Source organism: Paenibacillus sp. MMS20-IR301 (assembly GCF_032302195.1).
Taxonomy (GTDB): domain Bacteria; phylum Bacillota; class Bacilli; order Paenibacillales; family Paenibacillaceae; genus Paenibacillus_AQ.
This window is the reverse complement of sequence record NZ_CP135275.1, coordinates 2,367,613-2,385,560: the sequence shown is the minus strand read 5'-3', so window position 1 is coordinate 2,385,560 and position 17,948 is coordinate 2,367,613. Positions and strand designations below refer to the sequence as shown.

Sequence of the window (17,948 nt, the reverse complement as noted above, 5' to 3'; positions counted from 1 at the left end):
ACGCTATACATTGCATAATGTTGCATATCGGGTAAGGCTGTCCCGTTACTGCGGGACGTATGTAGCGGTTCTCTCAGCGGAGCTTAGCGAGGTAACTGCGCAGCGCCCAGCCGCGCTCCTGGCGTTTCTTGTATTTGGGTAATGAGCGGTAAATGGCAATGGATTCGGCAAAAGCCCGGGAGGCATCCTCACTGCGGCCCAGCGCTTTATACATGGAGCCGGCCAGATAGTAAGCCTCACTCGAAGAGGTCTGGATCTCCTGGAACTGGCTCACATAGAACAGGGCCTTGTCCTGGTCCGTGTGGCGGAAGGTTTCAGCCAGGCGGAGATAAGGCTGGCCGTATTGAGCCCTGCGGTTGATGTCAAGGCCCTTAAGCATCTGGGCTTCCCCTTCGGGAAGCTGTCCCAGCTTCAGGTTGGCATAGCCAAGCTCCACCCAGTATTCAGCGGAGGTCTCATAACGGTCAGCAATGGCTGTCAGCAGTTCCTTGGATTCGCTGTAGCGTTTGCGTTCAGTGAGCAGCCGCGCCAGATCGAATTTGGCCGTTACATCATTCGGGCTCATGGCAATCGTTGTCCGCAGCTTGGATATTTGCCGGCTGCGGCGGAAAGGCTTGGCAATGCTGGGCATAATCCCAACATACCGGCGGTCCAGGAAATATAGGACGGCAAACAGAATAATCAGGGCCAGAAACGGATTGCCCACCAGCTGAAAGAGCAGCAGGACACCTAAAAATTTAATCATGAATTCCCTCCGTTACATTTGTGTAGCTTGAGCTTCCTGCAGCGTTGAGCAGTTAGGCAGGGACATTATACCATATCCCCCTTTTGGGAGGCCATCACCGATTATACAGGTTCTTCCTGTTCTATAAATAAGCAGGGGATCGCTGCTGTACATCCTGTATTTGACAGGCTGCAGGGGAAGTCTTAAGCTGTGTGTTAAATACTATATCTCTGAGAGAAGGATGAAGCATGGAGACACTTCTGACCAAGGTTCAATTACGGCCGCTGGGCCGGTCGGATTTATCCGTATCACCGCTTGGGCTTGGCTGCTGGCAGTTCAGCCGGGGCAGCGGGATTGTAGGCCGCTACTGGAGCAATCTTACCGATGACGATATTCTGGAAATTGTGCGCGTGAGCCTTACGGGCGGCATGAACTGGGTCGATACGGCAGAAATCTATGGCGGGGGCAAATCTGAGCAGGCATTGGCCCAGGTGCTGGACCGGCTCAAGCAAGAAGGCAGCCCGCATGCCGCCCCGCTCATTGCCACCAAATGGTGGCCGCTGCTGCGGACGGCAGGCTCGATTACAGCTACCATTGATGAACGGATTGCCTGCCTTGGCGGAAGAGAAATTGATTTGTATCAGATCCATCAGCCCTTCTCCTTATCGAGCATTGCCAGTGAAATGAAAGCGATGGCGGGACTGGTTGCCGCAGGCAAAATCCGCTATGTCGGTGTAAGCAATTATTCTGTGAAGCAAATGACAGAAGCTCACCGCATATTGAAAACGTACGGCTTAACGCTGGTTTCCAATCAGGTGAAATACAATCTGCTGCACCGCAGTATCGAGCAGAACGGAACGATGGACGCTGCCAAGGAGCTGGGAATTTCAATTATTGCCTACTCTCCGCTGCAGCAGGGCATTCTGACCGGCCGTTTCCACCAAGACCCTTCACAGATTGCTTCAGTGTCACGGATCCGGCGGATGCAGTCGGGTCTGGACGAAGGCAGTATGAACCGCAGCAGGCCGCTGATTGACTGCCTGTCCGGGCTGGCCGGGAAGTACGGGGTTACTCCGGGCCAGGTGGCGCTGAACTGGCTGATTCATTATCACGGCGATACCGTAGTCGCCATTCCGGGTGCCTCCAAGGTCCGCCATGCCCGGGAGAATATCGGTGCCATGGCCTTCCGGCTGAGCCGGGAGGAGCTGGAGCTGCTGAATGAGGTTTCCTGGTCAGCGCTGAAAAAGTAGAACGGATTTGCGTGTTTGCACATAATCTCCAGCCGGAATAGCGGCTTGGAGATTATTTTTTTCCTGAAAATGAGAATTAACTGTTTAGGACTGGAAGGAGCGGTTTATATAAGGAATAAGATACTTCGCACTCGCGAAAAGCGTGCTGGAGATTAAAGAAGGAGGTTGAATTTCAATGAGTATGAGCGTACATAATCTTATGGCTTTTAATCATCAGTTTTTTAGACCTCAGCCCGTTCTTAATCCTAAGCCGCAACGGACGGATGATAAGACTCAGAGCTTTCAGGATGTGCTTAATGAGAAGCTGAAGGCGTATAGCGACTTAAGAACTAAATGAACATGCAGCGTAAGAAACGGGGCTGTCTCATAAGTAGATATTCTTACAACAGAGACAGGAATTTATTATCTTGAAAAAGTAAAATGACAGCAAAACAGCGATCCTTCGGTTATTGGAGGATCACTGTTTTGCGTTTTGGTCATTCGCAGCTTGCTTCAGTAGATTGTGAGCAAGGGAAAGCCATCCGACCTGGGGCGTCACTTTCTCCATGCCGCGAAGCAGAAAACGCCGGAAGCCCCGGTTGTTCTTCAGTTGTCCAAATACGCTTTCTGGCTCCGTCATTCGACGAACGGCTAAGAGGTATCCTTCCTCGCTTCGCAGCATTTTCCGAGCCTGCTTTTGGTACCTTAACCGTTCCAAACTCACCACAACTTCCCGATTTCCACTTGCCTTCGTGCAGCTTTCCTTTAGCGGACATCTTTCGCAGTTCTGACTTCGGTAATGACGCTTCTGAATTTCATATCCGCTCTCTAAGATTTCCTTGCTCTCTTTGCGGAAATGCAGCGTTTGTCCTGCCAGGCATGTCCAGCGATCCTCGGCTTCGTCGTACGTCCAGTTCTCAATCTTTCCGGCATTCGCTTTCCAGGCTTTGCTCTTTTCCTTATGGTAGCTGCCGTATTTCACGACCGCCTGAATTTCTTTCTTTTCTAGGTAGGCGTAGTTTTCTTCGCTGCCGTAACCTGCATCCGCGATTACGGTCTTTGGAAGTTTCCCAAGGATATGCCTTGCTTTTTCCATGTGCGGCTGTAAACAGCGGGTGTCGGTCGGTCTTTGGTGTAGACTGTAGGCTAAAATAAACTGGTTTTCGGTCCCAATCTGTACATTGTAGCCCGGTTTCAGTTGGCCATTTCGCATGTGGTCTTCTTTCATTCGCATAAACGTCGCGTCTGAATCTGTTTTACTGAAGCGATTTCGGTCGCCAAGCAGCTTTTGGTACTGTTCGTACTTCAGCAGCCGCGGAAGCAAATCCTTGCGTAGCTTCCGTACTGCCTTTTTTAGGGGCTTGTCTTAAGCTGAGCTTCAAGCTTTTGCACGGCTTGTTCGAGTTTCTCGCTGCTCACTTCAGAACTTGAACCGAGTTCAACAAGATCTTTTCCTTGATTCGCCTGTTGTTCCTGCTCTTCTGCCGTTTCAATGCCAGTGAACAGGGCATGCACCTTTTCCTGCAGTTTGGCTTTGTGTTTGCTGACCGCCTTGCCCCACACAAACGTATAGCGGTTGGCGTTCGCCTCCATTTTGGTTCCGTCCACAAAGTACTGCTCCAGTGAAACGTATTTTTCGTCAGCCAGAAACTGGAGCACGGCGGTAAATACGGTTTCGAGAACGGTCTTCATCCGTTGGGAACGGAAACGATTCAACGTCCGAAAGTCTGGCCGCTGCCGACCAGCGAGCCACATGAAGGGAATATTCTCGCGTACCGCTTTGGCGATTTGGCGAGAGGAATAGATACGCTGAGTGTAGGCGTAAATAATGACTTTGGTCAGCATTTTAGGATGGTAGCTGTCACGGCCGCCCCCAGGGTAGGCAGCGTCAAAGATAGCGTCGTCCAGCCGACTAACGGCGGCATTCACGACACGAACGAGGTGGTTTTCTGGAATGTCTTCTTCTAAATCCATTGGCAGGCAAAGTTGGTCCATGGTATATTGAATGTACAAAGAAATCGCTCCTTTTGGGATGGTTGGGTGGTACCTCCATTTTACCAAAAAGGCGATTTCTTTTTTGTTTTGTTGAAAAATGTGTATTCGTATCCCGCTTAAACAGCGGAGAGGACGGAACGATTGTGGAAAAGCGGAAGCGTTCGCCTTGGTCTCCGGATTTTCACCGCTAAGAGGAATGAAAAAAATCTGGAGAGCACAGCGATTGTAACAACGTTTCGTTCGCGGAGCGTCCTCACCGAGCGCAAACGTCCATCCAACTCCAAAACAAGGGTGTCCCAGCCATTTCATGGCTTATGGGACACCCCCGTTATTTTGACCGCTAAGCAGCTGCGGAAATGTTAATGTACTTGCTCAGAAGCAGGGATATTGGCGGCAGCCTGCAGACGGGCGGCGATATTCAGGAAATCCTCCTCCGAGAAGCCCGGGGCGAATTCTTCCGGTACCTCAGGCGCTTCCGCAATCGGATAACCCTTCGGTGAGCCTTCAATGACTTCCAGCGGCTGTCCGTCCTCGGGATGAAGGCCTTTCCAGATCTGCCTGATCGCAGTAAAGTCACCGTCACTGTTAGTATACAGCTTCGTGTGTACGCCTCTTGACTCATATTTACGCGTTTCATTAAATGCCTTATTGCTGAGGGACGGAATCGGCACCAGCTTGCTGACATCGACGCCGGTCGCTACCTCCAGCGCCTTGGCATAAGCCACGACATGGACGCCTCCGCGGACAAGCAGATAACCTACGACTTCACGTGCAGCGGGGTGATCAGTCAATTCATATACCTTCATCTTATGGGTGCGGGCGCCGCATTCCAGGAAGAAGTTATGCAGCAGATCAAGAATCAGATTTCCGCTGTTAAAGACATATTCCCCGCTCCAGGGCCGGCCCATGGAGTCAAAGGGCATTGCCGACTGGGCGCCGGCAAGGGCGAAATAAGTGTTGCGGGCATCCTTGAACGGATTCAGGGGAGTCTGATCCGGATCCTTATAGGAGGTTGAGCCGCACAGGCATTTATTGACGGCATGGGATACCAGCTCTACATGGCCCAGTTCTTCTGCGGTAATGCTCGTGACGAGATCGTAGAAGGGCTTGAGCTTTTTTTTGCTGCGGAAATTAAAGGATTGGAACAGATAGTTATTCAGGGTCGACATCTCACCGAATTTACCGCCCAGCAGCTCCTGAACTGCCGCCGCAGCATTGGCATCCGGACGCTCTACCTCGGGAATCTCGATGGCAATCTCATCAAAACGCTTGAACATGAAAGCACCTGCCTCACTATAGGTATAGTTAGCCTTCCGGCCATTCTCCGCTCTATAGTGTCTCCGAATCAGGCAATCTATACATTTGTGCAGCCGGTAGCCGGTAGATCCGGTAACCCGGTTATGCTACCGTCCGCCGCGTACACGTTTTGATTTGCGGAGCTTGGGCTCAGAGCCTGGCGGCTGCTTCGTAATCCATTTGAGATAAGCGGCAATCCGGAGGTCCTTACGGAGATTGTCCAGTGTGGTCAAGCCAAGAGCGATGAGATCATTATTGGTATACAGCGCATGAATCTGCCGGTGGCAAGCCTTACACAGAAGTGCGGTAGGCAGCATCGCTCCCCCTTTTTCCCGGGGAATGAGATGATGAACGGTAGTGGCAAGAGGGGAACGGCCGCATAGCTCACACTTGCTGGAGGCTTGGTCTTTCATTCGCTATGGCCGGACTTCGAAGAATTCGCAGCGGCTGCGGGAATAATAGGTCAGATCGCTGACCCGGGACTGGATTACCACATCGGAATCGGTGAAGCGGACAACAGTCGCGCCGGAATTCACCAGATGATCATCCTGAAATACACGGACGGGCAGCTTGCGGTCAATCGCTTCCTGCAGGTCACTGTCAGTCAGCAAAGGACGGTTAATAGGCATGGGATAATTCTCCTTTTTGTAGGAAAGATATAGTGCAGCAAATACAACCAGTATACCCATGCAGCAGCTATTAATCCAGCCCGGCAGACGGGGCAAACCGGGGCTTGCACTGGAAACGTAATCACTTCTATACTGTGGATTAACCTGGAGCAGGAGCTGATCTGATGAAAATAATGAGTAAATTCGGCCTTGTGCCGGTGGTGCTGCAATGGGTGCTGAATCTGTCGCTGGTAGTTCTCGCTTTAATCCTGGTAATCTTCCTTGGTAAGGAAACCCTCTATATCTTCAGCTACATTAATAATGGTACACACGTATCCAAGCTGGAGCTGCTCGAAGGGATACTGGTCTATTTCCTGTACTTCGAATTCATTGCGCTGATCATCAAATATTTCGAAGCCAAATACCATTTCCCGCTGCGTTATTTCATCTATATCGGCATTACCGCGATCATCCGCCTGATCATCATTGACCATGAGAGTCCGCTGGATACGATTCTCTACTCCGGTGCCATCCTTGTGCTGGTGGTTACCCTCTATCTGGCTAATACGAAGCAGTTGAAGCGGGAATAGAGCCTTGAAAGATGAGCAGAATTTACATTGAGTGCAGGATTAGCGTTAGTGTGTTAATCCTGTTTTTGCTTTCTATTCATCAGCAGGAAGAATATCCCTCCGAATACGGCTCCGCAGACAATCCCCGCTAATACACATTTTAGCAGTGCAAGAGCAATCTCTCCTGGTGTGGAGTGGGCAGCAGTCACGTTAACGATAAACAGTAAACTGAATAGCACTGTGGTTATTAGAAATGATTTGGATTTGAAAAAGATGAGCAAATGGATCACCCCGTTTCATAGTTTATAGCAGATTAGTGAGCTGACAATTAAACCTATTTTACCAAAATAAGTAATGATGAGCTATGTATTCTAGCTTCAATTAAGAATCAGAATAATTTCCACCATAAATCGGAAGTTTACCTCCTCAAAAAATACATCTGCCTGCTGTACACTAAATCTTGTAAGAGAAACCTTTGAGAGGGGTACAGAGGAATGAAAAATGCAAAACACCTGGCGCTGGGGCTGGTGTCGATCATGCTCGTGGGGGCGCTCGCGGGCTGCGGAGGCAACAACAACGGCGGCAACAACGCAGAGAAAAATACGGGTAACAACGCAGCAAGCACAAATGCACCGGCAACTGAAGGGGACAAAACAGAGCCTGCAGAGAAGGTTGAGCTTTCGTTCTGGACACTTGGTAACGTGAACTACGAAGAGCTGGCCGCTGAATACACCAAGGAACATCCGAATGTAACGATCAAGATTCAGAACACCGGTGACCAGACGGCCCACCACAACAACCTGACAACAGCCCTTTCGGCCGGCTCAGGCGCACCGGATATTTTCCAACTTGAAATCGGTTTCATGGAGCGCTTCCTGGGAGCACAGGATAAGTTCTACAACTTGAATGATCTGGGCGCGAAGGACATCCAGGCGAATTATCTGGACTGGAAGTGGAAGCAGGCTTCATCGGTCGATGGCAGCTTCCAGCTGGGACTTCCAACCGATATCGGGCCGACTGTAGTGTACTACCGTACTGATCTGGCTGAAGCGGCAGGACTGCCAAGCGATCCGGATGGCTTCAGTGCAGCAATCGATACCTGGGATAAATTCGGAACGGTAGCGAAAGCCTTCAAGGACAAGACCGGTAAATACTTCTCCGACCTGACAGATCTCACGTACAATGCGCTTCGTGACCAGTCGGCAGATGAAATCTACTTCAGCAAAGCAGACGGCAAGTTCATCGGCGATACGAATCCGCAGGTGAAGAAGGCGTATGACTTTACTGTGAAAGGCATCCAGGAAGGCTGGATCAGCAATGTTATGCTCTGGTCGCCGGAGTGGGGCCAAGGCATGAACGACGGTTCGTTCGCAGTAGTAATGGGACCGGCTTGGATGGCCGGCAATATCAAGAGCAATGCGCCTGATTCTTCAGGCAAATGGAAAATCGCTCAGCTTCCTGAAGGTGCAGGTAACTGGGGCGGATCGTTCATTACCCTGCCTAAAGAAGGCAAACACCCGAAAGAAGCTTATGATTTCATCCAGTTCCTGGTCAACAAGGACAGCCAGCTGGAATCCTTCAAGACCAAAGGCCTGATGCCTTCCATTCCTGCACTGTATGAAGATCCTGCATTCGTAGACTTCAAGGATGATTTCTTCGGCGGCCAGCAGACTGCAGTGGAATTCGGTAAAGCGGCTAACCGCGTTAAACCGGTATACTACGGACCGCTGCATGACCAGACGGATACCTTCTTCAAGAACGCGCTGAAAAACGTGCTTGAGAAGAAAGCCGATCCGGCCAAAGAGTGGGATGACGCAGTGAAGCAGGCCAAAACGCTCGCAGAACGCGGCTAATATTTCTTAATTCCACACGGGGAGTAATTATTCTCCTCGACTGTCCGGATTCACAGTGAGCTTTCATCCTCTGTGAGTCCGGATTTATAACGTTATGAATTCCCTGGAGGTGTGACATGGCTGAGCCTGTATTAGCGAGTCCGCATGCCGAGAGCAAACGTCCTTTTTTGACCGAACAAAGACGGAGCCGCATCACTGCATATACGTTCATTTCACCGTTCTTTATTCTGTTCTCGATATTCGGACTGTATCCGATCTTCTTCACATTCTATTTATCGTTCTTCAAGTGGGATGCACTGGGTCCTATGAAATATGTAGGGTTCAAAAACTATGATCTCATCACCAGCGACCCGACCTTCTGGATTTCATTCAGCAATACGCTGATTATGGGCCTGATGGGTACGGTGCCGCAGATATTCCTGGCGCTGCTGCTGGCGGTGCTGCTGCATTCCGGCATGACCAAATTCAAAAAAACATTCCGCATCCTGTACTTCATGCCGAACATTACATCCATCGTTGCGGTAACGCTCGTGTTCAGTACATTGTTCGGTAACAACGGGATGATCAACTGGCTGCTGAACGGGGTAGGCCTGGACAGTATGGCCTTTAACTCCGGCTGGTGGGGGGTCAAAATTGCCATCTCGACCATGGTGATGTGGCGCTGGACGGGATACAATGCCATTCTGTTCCTCTCCGGACTGCAGAGCATTCCGATGGATCTGTATGAATCCGCCCGGATTGACGGGGCAAACCGCAGGCAGCAGCTGATCTCCATCACCCTGCCGCTGCTGAAGCCGTTTATTATCTTCGTGACGCTGCAATCTACGATTGGTGCCCTGCAGCTGTTTACTGAGCCGTATGTCTTCCTCGGCCAATCGGGAACCGGTTCTACCCGGCAGGAAGGGATTACCATGGTTACTTATCTGTACAGTGAAGCTTTCCGTAATGGATTCTTCGGTACGGCGGCGGCAACAGCAGTTATGCTGTTCCTCGTTACGATTCTGTTCTCTGTTCTAAATATGCTGATTTCACGGGGCGGCAGAGAGACTGGAGGGAAAAAAGCGTGAGCACACTGCGGATATTCAGAAAAAAACCGGATGATCTCGGCTTGTTCGGTAAGCTGGGCTTCTATTTCGTGCTGATTCTCGGGGCGCTGGTTTCGGTCTTCCCGTTCTATTGGATGTTTGTCGTCGGCACGAATGACAAGGGGGCTGTCTTCCATGTTCCGCCGCTGCTGACGATCGGGGACCAGTTCTTCGTTAATTTCAAGCGGGTACTTGAAAAGGCGGACTTCTTCCAGGCGCTCGGCAACTCGCTGTTCGTATCGTCTATGGTAACCATTTCGGTCGTGTTCTTCTGCACACTGGCCGGTTATGCGTTTGCCAAATATGAATTTCCCGGCAAAAATATGCTGTTCATCTTCGTTATTGCCACCTTGATTGTACCGCAGCAGCTCGGTGTACTGCCGACCTATGTAATTATGGCGAAGCTGCACTGGATTGACAGCTTCAAGGCGCTGGTTGTACCGGCGATGGTCAACGCCTTCGGTATCTTCTGGATGCGCCAGTATATCTCCGCAGCTGTTCCGACCGAGCTGATTGAAGCCGGACGGATTGACGGAGGCGGGCATTTCCGGATCTTCTGGAACATCGCGGTCCCTGTCATTACACCGGCGATGGCAACACTGGGCATTCTGAACTTCATGACGGTCTGGAATGATTTCTTCTGGCCGCTCGTTGTGCTGAAGAATAAAGAGCATTACACGATTCAGATTGCCCTGCAGCAGCTGTTCACGACCCGTGACGGTCTTGATTACGGCATGATTATGTCTGCGACCTTTACGGCGACACTGCCGCTGCTTATTGTATTCCTGCTGTTCAGCCGCTGGGTAATTGCCGGCCTGACCTCAGGCGCTATCAAGAGCTGATTCACGATTCACGTGGCTGTAACAGGAAATACAGAATGCTGTGAAGAATAATAATCAAGTGGAAACGGCTTTACCGTCCTTTTATAGGACGGTACCGTTTCAGCGAGAAATAGAAGGATAAGTTATCATGTGAAACATATAAATTCTTCTATTCGGACAGAGACAGCAGGAGGAAGAGAACGGTTATGAAGCTCCGCCGCAAAATCTTGTTTGCTATTATTCTTCTCGTATTCATTCCCGTGATTGTCATGGGGATGGTTACGTATGTCAATTTCTCCAATGCAATGGAGAAGAAATCAAGCAATTTCTACTGGATCTCGCTGCTGGAGACGGACCGCAAGCTCAAGTTCGCGCTCAGTGAGATAACTTCAATTACGAATTCGGCGATTACACAGCCGGCTATCCAGCAATCGCTCAAGCAGCAGAATTTCGTGCTTACGTATGACCGCAAACAGGAGATTAATAATCTGCTGATCAACCATCCGATGATCACTTCGTTCAGCCTCTACGGTAAAGACCGGCTGCTCTATCAATATAATGCGCCGATGTCTTTCAACGACATGCAGCGGCAGGTCTGGTTCGGGGCAATGAAGGGTGCCGAAGGGCGTCCTGTCTGGTCCGGTCCGGGCGAGAACGGCTCGTCCAGCAGCGGCAGGCCGGTGCTCGTGCAGGCCAGAGTGGTTAAGGATTATTATTCACTGGAGGATATCGGCTATCTGGTCGTATACGTTAAACCGGATTTGCTCGATCAGATTTTCTGGGAAGCTGCCACCCTGAAGGAAGGGGATATCCTGCTGGTCAACAAGCAGGGCAATATTGTCTTCAACAAGTCAGGAGCGCATATCGGCGAGCGGACGGATTTTCCTTTTTTACAGGAGAATTATACGCAGGAGCAGGACTATTACATTGACAATTATCAGGGAGTGCGGTCGCTGATCACCTTCCTGCCTTCACATAATACAGACTGGTATCTGGCAGCCATTACCCCGATGAACCTGATCTCTTCAGAATCGGTATCGATCCGCAATATCGCGGTTATTCTCGGTGTGGTGTCGCTGCTGTCCGCGTTTCTGTTCGACCACTACTTCATCCGCAGGCTCGTCCGCAGCATCAACAGTGCGGTGAACGGGATGAAGCGGGTCAAGCAGGGGATTTTCATGCCGATTACCGTACCGACACGGGCCAATGATGAGAGTGATTCCCTGATTGACGGCTTTAACCGGATGAGCTCGCAGATCAATGAGCTGATTGAGCAGGTGCAGACGGAGCAGGGGCGCAAGAAAGAGGCGGAGATGAAGGCGCTGATGGCGCAGATTAATCCGCATTTCATCTATAATTCACTGGAATCGATCAACTCCATGGCGGTGCTGGCCGGCAACCGGGATATCAGCCGGATGGTTGTCTCGCTTGGACGCCTGCTGCGGATCAGCATCAGCCAGAATCAGGAGCTGATTCCGCTGCAGATGGAGTTTGAGCATGTCCGCCACTATCTGGATATCCAGAAATTCCGGTTCGAGGACAAATTCTCCTATGAGCTGGAATTGCCCGATTCGCTGAGATATGTTATGACACAGAAGCTGATTGTCCAGCCGATTGTAGAAAACGCTTTATACCATGCCATTGAGCAGATGGAGGAGCATGGCACGATTACTGTTAAAGCCCAGGAGAACGGTAAGGATATCATTATCATCGTTAAGGATAACGGACCTGGCTTTGATCTGGATGTGCTGATGAGCCAGTGGAATAAGGAACGCACCAATCCCAAGAAATACAGTGACAGCGGGGTCGGGCTGAAGAATGTGCATGAGCGGCTGAATATCCGGTTCGGCAATCCTTACGGCATTCTGGTCTGCTCATCCCCGGGCTTCGGATCAGCCATCTGTATCCGGATTCCGCGAATCCAGCCAGCCTCAGAAGGAGCAGTGAAATGAAGGAGCAGCGTAAGATGGCCAGGTGGTGGACGAATTGGGGTTGGATTCTGCTCTACATTGTGCTGATGGCCGGTGCAGTTGTATTCATTATGCAGGAGGACCGCGGGCAGATCGAGGATAATTCACCCGAGAAAATCACCCTGACCTTCAGGCACTTCTGGATCAAGGAGCATGACCGGCCGCTGCTGGCGATATTCGAAGAGGTTGTGCGGAACTATCAGGAGCAGCATCCCAATGTGAAGGTGAACTTCGAGGGGCTGGACCAGACGATTCACCGCGAGCAGAAGCTGAAGAGCGAGATGGTCACCGGTACACCGCCGGATATGTTCGTCCTGTTCGGGGGAGCTGAGATTGAGCCTTACGTGCGCTCCGACAGGCTGATGGACCTGACGGAGTTCACAGAAGAGAACGGACTGCGTAACCAGTTCAAGGACCTGCACCTGTGGACCTTCAGCGAGCGGATCTACGGCCTGCCGATTGAAGGCAATGCAGAGCCGCTCTATTACAATAAGGAAATCTTCACACGGCTTGGCCTGAAGGCGCCATCAACGGTTGCGGAGCTGGACGCAGTCATTCTAAAGCTGAAAGCGGCTGGCTACATACCATTCGCCCTCGGGAACGAAGACCGCTGGCCTGCCGGCATCTTTGCCCACTATCTGATGGACCGTTACGCCGGACCGGAGCTGATCCAGAAGCTGGTCACTAGCGGAGAGCAGGCCAGCTTTCAGAACAGTGGATATTCGGAAGCGTTCAGGCATCTGAATACATGGATTGCAGGGGGAGCCTTCAGTCCGGGCTCCAATGATACCTCGACCGAGAATGCCGTCCGCCTGTTCACCGGTGGAGAGGCGGCGATGTATCTGAACGGAAACTGGGATATCAATTTATTCTCCGGTAAGGCTGCGCCTGAGGATTTCCAGAACCAGGTGGGCGTGATTCCCTTCCCGGCGCTCGTCCAGGGAGCGGAACCGTCCATGGCCGGCGGGTATACGATAGGCATCGGACTTTCCTCGAGTCTCAGCGGAGCGAAGCGGGAAGCTGCGCTGGAACTGCTGAAAGGCTTCTACACGAAGGAGATCCAGACAAGGATTGTATATGAAGGCCTTCGAATTCCGTCCATGCGGATTTCGTTTGACCCGCAGCAGACCGGACCGGTCTTTGCCCAGGTGATGGATCTGATGGAGGAGAATCACGAGAGCTTCGTGCCGTACGATAATCTGCTGTCGCCTGAGGTGAAGAAGACGTTCCTGAGTGTAATCGAGGAGATGATTGACGGCGGACTTGCGGGAGATCAGGCGCTGGAGCAGCTTCAGTCCGCGTCGAAGCAATACTGGAATCTGATCCGGAGTTCGGCCGGCCAATAAGTCTTAAGGGGGGATGAGGGATGAATAAGCATCAGGAGAAATATAAAGTGCTGCTCGTAGATGATGAGCCGATCATTCTGCGCAGCCTGAAGGTGGCAATTCCCTGGGAGGAGCTGGGGCTGAGCATAGCCGGGGAGGCGAAGAACGGGGAAGCTGCGCTGCAGCTGATTCAGGAGACAGCGCCGCATATCATTATCAGCGATATCCGCATGCCGGTGCTTGACGGCATTGCCCTGATGAAGGAGGTGCTGCCGCGCAGCGCGAAGCTGATCTTCATCTTCATCAGCGGCTACGGGGAATTCGAATATGCCAGGGAGGCACTGCGGCTCGGGGCATTCGATTATTTGCTGAAGCCGATCGACCATGACGAGCTGACGGAGATGCTTAGCCGGGCCAGAGAGCGCCTGGACCGCCAGAAGGAGAACGAGCAGCTGATGCTGTCTGTTCAGACCTTATCCCTGCTTGCCCGCGAGCGGATGCTGGCGGAGTTCACGCTCGGCAATCCGCGGCCGCTGCAGCATCTGAAATGGCTGGAGAACAGCGAGCTGGAGGAGGATTATTTCATGGCGGTGGTCCGGCTGGACGACTATACCGGGCTGACTGCCAAGTGGAGTGCTGAGGAGAAGCATCTGTGGCTGTTTGCAGTCCGCAATATTCTCGAGGAATGGTCTCTTGAGAACGGGGCGTTATCCATCTTCCCGTTCTATAACGGGGAATGGATCCTGCTCTTCCCGGCCGGCATCAGCACCGGCAAAAAAGAGCTCGGCGAGAACCTGATTGCCGGCATTAAGCGGTACTCCAAGCTGAACTGCTCAGTGGGGATCAGCCGCAGTACACGCGGGATCGACCAGCTGAGCACAATCTATCCTCTGGCGGCACAGGCGCTATATCAGCGGTTCTATTCCGGGCAGGCGGGGGTCTTCCTCGAAGAGGAGACCGCCGCTGCCGGCAGCCGTGAGGTGAAATACCCGAAGGAGCTGGAGCTGTCCCTGATTGAGAGCATCCGTACCCTGAATCTGGAGCGGATGCTTGCCCTGTTCGATGAGATGTCCCTGTTCATTGAAGCCCAGAGCCTGCCGCAGCCGCTGGCTGAGCGGCTGATGATTGAGATGAGCGTCGTGCTGTACAGGCAGTTCGAGCATTTGAATACCCACCAGGACTGGTCGATGGAGGGGCTGCTCAGCAAGCTGAACGGGCTGGGTACACTTCCGGCGATGATTGCTGTGCTGAAGGCGGAGTTCCGTGAGTGGCTCGAGCAGAGCCACCGGAGCGCTGCGCGCGAGGACGGGCGCAGCATTATTGAGAAGGCGAAACGGTATATAGAAGCCAATTACCATAAGGATCTCAGCATCGAAGAGGTATCCGAGGTGGCCGATCTCAGCATCAGCCATTTCTGTACCCTCTTCAAGCAGATTTCAGGTTATACCTTCCTGGAATTTGTCACCCACTGCCGGATGGAGAACGCCAAGTATATCTTGCAGAATAGCAATGTAAAAGTATACCAGGTAGCGCCGCTCGTCGGCTACCAGGACCCGCGTTACTTCACCCAGGTGTTCAAGAAAGCCACCGGCAAGACACCCACGGAGTACCGGGAGGAGCATGTGAAGCAGGTATAGCGGTAAGAGCAGTAAGTACATGTAAGGGCATCTGCGGATGCCCTTTTTGCGCTGCTCTAAGAACCGCTGAAATCCTGCACAAATTACAACAAAGCTATTGCTGATATCCCTCGCTTCACAATAATGCTGCACCAGATACAACAATTTAGCTCACATTGGCCTACATCCGGCAGAAATCCTGCATTAAGAACAACAATCCCGCTTAAAGAGTCTCCATTTCCTAACAATCCTGCAAAAAGTGCAAGATTTGCACTGGAGTGACATCTATAAATTAAGAGTTTTGCAAAGTGAATAATAAGGCGATTCTGATTAAAAAAAGCAAACGATAATATGGAATGTTTATTTATTACTAGACAAAATAAATATACATCTATATATTTATCAATAGATTAGATATTCATCTATTTAGTCGATAATGAAATTTGGAGGGTGTATCGTGTTAAGTAACAAGTATGTGCGGACAATAATTATGTCCCGGGTATTGCTGCAATTGGGCGTGTGGGTAAGGAATTTTGCCATATTGCTCTATGTGACGGAGATTACGGGGAACGATCCGTTTTATGTATCCCTGATCTCGGTGGCGGAGTATGCGCCGGTCTTTTTGTTTGCCATTGTCGGAGGAACCTTTGCTGACCGCTGGCTGCCGAAGCGGACGATGATGATCAGCGATATGTTATCTGCCTGTTCTGTATTCGTCGTGCTGCTGGTAGTCCTGTCCGGGTCGTGGAGAGCGCTGCTGCTGGCAACGCTGTTATCGGCAATTCTGTCTCAGTTCTCGCAGCCGTCAGCGATGAAGCTGTTCAAGCAGCATGTGCCGGAAGAGCAGCTGCAGAGTGTGATGGCAATGTTTCAGTCACTGTCGGCTTTCTTTATGGTCATCGGTCCGGTGATCGGGGCCTTTATCTATGGTCATTACGGGATTGAGGTCTCACTGGCGGTCATGGGCGGAATGTTCATCGGCTCGGCACTCATCCTTAGCAGGCTGCCCGGGGATGCTCCGGATGAAGCCGGTACAATACGCGGGAGTGTTATGGCAGAGATGAAATCCGGTCTCAGCTATGTGCGTAATAGCCCTGTGCTTAGGAATCTCGGGGCTGCATTTGCCTTTGCCGGACTTGCTGCCGGACTGATCCAGCCGCTGGGGGTCTTCGTTATTATTGAGAATCTGGGAAGGGAAAGCGGATTCCTGCAGTGGGTGATGATGGCGAACGGGGCAGCAATGCTGCTCGGCGGAGTTCTCATTATGAGCAAAGGCAAAGCGGTGAAGCCGCAGACGCTGCTGGCACTCGGTCTCCTGGTCAGTGCTGCCGGGACCGTGGCTGTCGGCTGGTCGCATCAGGCGGGACTGACCATTCTGCTGCAGGCGCTGACCGGATTCTTTTACCCGTGTATCCATATCGGTATCAATACGCTGATTCTGCGCAATACGGAGGCTGCCTATATGGGCAGGGTCGGCGGAATTATGGGACCGGTGTTCATGGGTTTCATGGTGATCGGGATGTCAACGGCCGGTTATCTGAAAGGGATGTTCTCACTGTCTGCGTTATTTACCGCCAGCGGTGTGCTGTTCCTGATCGGGATGCTGCTCCTGCTGCCGCTCGTGCTGCGTGAGGAACCGGGCCGGCACATGCGTAATCAAGTATGACATATGTCATACTGAAGGCTTGACGTTTATGCCTTACAGGGGTGACACTTCCTTCTCTATAATGTAGAAAGATAAAGCATCCTAGGGCAGGGTGCAGGACGAGAGGAATTGATCCCAGGTGACCACCAAACAGACATCCCAGCTTCCCGGATTGAAGAAAAGCGTAGCCCCATATGAGAAAAACGACCGCAAAACGAGCATCCGGCAGCTCATAAATACACTTGGGCCGCTGGTGCTGCTCTGGGCAGCCGCGTACTTCAGCTTATCCGTATCCTACGGTCTGACGCTGTTGTTTGCTGTTCCTGCTGCAGGGTTTGTTATCCGCACGTTTATCATTTTTCATGACTGCTGTCACGGCTCCTTCTTCCGCAACCGCAAAGCCAACGATATTCTCGGAACGCTGACCGGTGTGCTTACCCTGGTCCCTTACCGCCAGTGGAAGCACAGCCATTCCATCCATCACGCCGGCAGCAGCAATCTTGATAAGCGGGGGATCGGTGATATCTGGATCATGACCGTGGACGAATATGCGGCGGCAAAGCCGCTGCAGCGCCTGTATTACCGGATCTACCGCAATCCCCTGGTTATGTTCGTAATCGGTCCGATTGCCGTGTTCGTCATCCAGTACCGCTTCAATGCCAAGGGTGCGAGACGCAAGGAACGGATGAATACGTATTTGACGAATGTCCTGATTGTGTTGCTCTACAGCGGACTGATTATGCTGACCGGCTGGCAGGCATTCCTGCTGGTGCAGCTGCCGATCGTATTCATCTCCGGCTTCCTGGGCATCTGGCTGTTCTATGTGCAGCACCAGTTCGAGCATACGTACTTCGAGCATGATGAGGAATGGAGTTATGTGAATGCCGCAGTAGAAGGAAGCTCCTATTACAAGCTGCCGAAGCTGCTGCAGTGGATTACCGGCAATATCGGTTTTCATCATGTGCATCATTTGAGCCCGAAGGTGCCTAACTATAATCTGGAGCTGGCCCATAATGCCACACCGCCGCTGCAAAAGGCCACAACCATTACGCTCAGCACAAGCCTGCAGGCACTGAAGTACCGGCTGTGGGATGAGGAACGTAAGGCGTTTATAAGCTTCAAGGAAATGAAGCAGCGGCTGCGGCAGCAGAAGCCTGGAGTTGCCGAGGTGCTGCAGGTGATCAAGCCGGGGCTTCAAGGAGAATAGAGCGG

General features: G+C 51.7%; 15 protein-coding genes and 1 pseudogene. 11 read left to right on the top strand and 5 right to left on the bottom strand.

Annotation, left to right across the window (positions count from 1 at the left end; all coding sequences use genetic code 11):
* Window positions 1–73 precede the first annotated feature (73 nt).
* On the bottom strand, window positions 74–745 hold the full coding sequence (locus LOS79_RS10570; protein WP_315419141.1) for a tetratricopeptide repeat protein: 672 nt from the start codon (window positions 743–745) through the stop codon (window positions 74–76).
* A gap of 227 nt (window positions 746–972) precedes the next feature.
* Between LOS79_RS10570 and LOS79_RS10565 the strand changes: the two genes are divergently transcribed.
* Entirely contained in the window at window positions 973–1,974 is a 1,002-nt protein-coding gene (locus tag LOS79_RS10565; RefSeq protein WP_315419139.1) for an aldo/keto reductase, read from the top strand.
* Between the two features lie 175 nt (window positions 1,975–2,149).
* Entirely contained in the window at window positions 2,150–2,311 is a 162-nt protein-coding gene (locus LOS79_RS10560; RefSeq protein ID WP_315419136.1) for a hypothetical protein, read from the top strand.
* A gap of 120 nt (window positions 2,312–2,431) precedes the next feature.
* Here LOS79_RS10560 and LOS79_RS10555 read toward each other — a convergent pair.
* The 4 genes and pseudogenes from LOS79_RS10555 to LOS79_RS10540 all read right to left on the bottom strand — a co-directional run bounded on the left by LOS79_RS10555 (window position 2,432) and on the right by LOS79_RS10540 (window position 5,873).
* Window positions 2,432–3,966 (bottom strand): annotated as a pseudogene (locus tag LOS79_RS10555) (IS1182 family transposase).
* 341 nt (window positions 3,967–4,307) lie between these two features.
* Window positions 4,308–5,225 carry a manganese catalase family protein gene (locus LOS79_RS10550; RefSeq protein ID WP_315419133.1) on the bottom strand — a complete coding sequence of 306 codons (918 nt, stop codon included), beginning with the start codon at window positions 5,223–5,225 and terminating at the stop codon, window positions 4,308–4,310.
* 126 nt (window positions 5,226–5,351) lie between these two features.
* Window positions 5,352–5,657 (bottom strand): HNH endonuclease signature motif containing protein, encoded by a 306-nt coding sequence (locus tag LOS79_RS10545; protein ID WP_315419129.1) that lies wholly within the window; start codon window positions 5,655–5,657, stop codon window positions 5,352–5,354.
* A 3-nt stretch (window positions 5,658–5,660) separates the two neighbouring features.
* The gene (locus LOS79_RS10540; protein ID WP_039298136.1) at window positions 5,661–5,873 is read right to left on the bottom strand and encodes a hypothetical protein; all 213 of its coding nucleotides are present in this window, start codon (window positions 5,871–5,873) and stop codon (window positions 5,661–5,663) included.
* A gap of 164 nt (window positions 5,874–6,037) precedes the next feature.
* Here LOS79_RS10540 and psiE point away from each other — a divergent pair, with 164 nt between their 5' ends.
* The 9 genes from psiE to LOS79_RS10495 all read left to right on the top strand — a co-directional run bounded on the left by psiE (window position 6,038) and on the right by LOS79_RS10495 (window position 17,943).
* Window positions 6,038–6,442 (top strand): phosphate-starvation-inducible protein PsiE, encoded by a 405-nt coding sequence (gene psiE, locus LOS79_RS10535; protein ID WP_315419122.1) that lies wholly within the window; start codon window positions 6,038–6,040, stop codon window positions 6,440–6,442.
* A gap of 473 nt (window positions 6,443–6,915) precedes the next feature.
* A complete protein-coding gene (locus tag LOS79_RS10530; protein WP_315419120.1) occupies window positions 6,916–8,274 on the top strand; it encodes an extracellular solute-binding protein in 1,359 nt (452 codons plus the stop codon).
* A gap of 116 nt (window positions 8,275–8,390) precedes the next feature.
* A complete protein-coding gene (locus LOS79_RS10525; RefSeq protein ID WP_315419117.1) occupies window positions 8,391–9,341 on the top strand; it encodes a carbohydrate ABC transporter permease in 951 nt (316 codons plus the stop codon).
* Window positions 9,338–10,201, top strand: a complete 864-nt coding sequence (locus tag LOS79_RS10520; RefSeq protein ID WP_315419115.1) for a carbohydrate ABC transporter permease — start codon at window positions 9,338–9,340, stop codon at window positions 10,199–10,201. Before LOS79_RS10525 ends, LOS79_RS10520 begins: the two co-directional genes overlap by 4 nt.
* A gap of 185 nt (window positions 10,202–10,386) precedes the next feature.
* Entirely contained in the window at window positions 10,387–12,132 is a 1,746-nt protein-coding gene (locus tag LOS79_RS10515; protein WP_315419113.1) for a cache domain-containing sensor histidine kinase, read from the top strand.
* On the top strand, window positions 12,129–13,496 hold the full coding sequence (locus LOS79_RS10510) for an ABC transporter substrate-binding protein (protein ID WP_315419111.1): 1,368 nt from the start codon (window positions 12,129–12,131) through the stop codon (window positions 13,494–13,496). Before LOS79_RS10515 ends, LOS79_RS10510 begins: the two co-directional genes overlap by 4 nt.
* Window positions 13,497–13,516: 20 nt before the next feature.
* Window positions 13,517–15,112 carry a response regulator gene (locus LOS79_RS10505; protein WP_315419109.1) on the top strand — a complete coding sequence of 532 codons (1,596 nt, stop codon included), beginning with the start codon at window positions 13,517–13,519 and terminating at the stop codon, window positions 15,110–15,112.
* A 436-nt stretch (window positions 15,113–15,548) separates the two neighbouring features.
* Window positions 15,549–16,757 carry an MFS transporter gene (locus tag LOS79_RS10500; protein WP_315419107.1) on the top strand — a complete coding sequence of 403 codons (1,209 nt, stop codon included), beginning with the start codon at window positions 15,549–15,551 and terminating at the stop codon, window positions 16,755–16,757.
* Between the two features lie 118 nt (window positions 16,758–16,875).
* Window positions 16,876–17,943 carry a Delta(5) desaturase DesA gene (locus tag LOS79_RS10495; RefSeq protein ID WP_315419105.1) on the top strand — a complete coding sequence of 356 codons (1,068 nt, stop codon included), beginning with the start codon at window positions 16,876–16,878 and terminating at the stop codon, window positions 17,941–17,943.
* Window positions 17,944–17,948 lie beyond the last annotated feature (5 nt).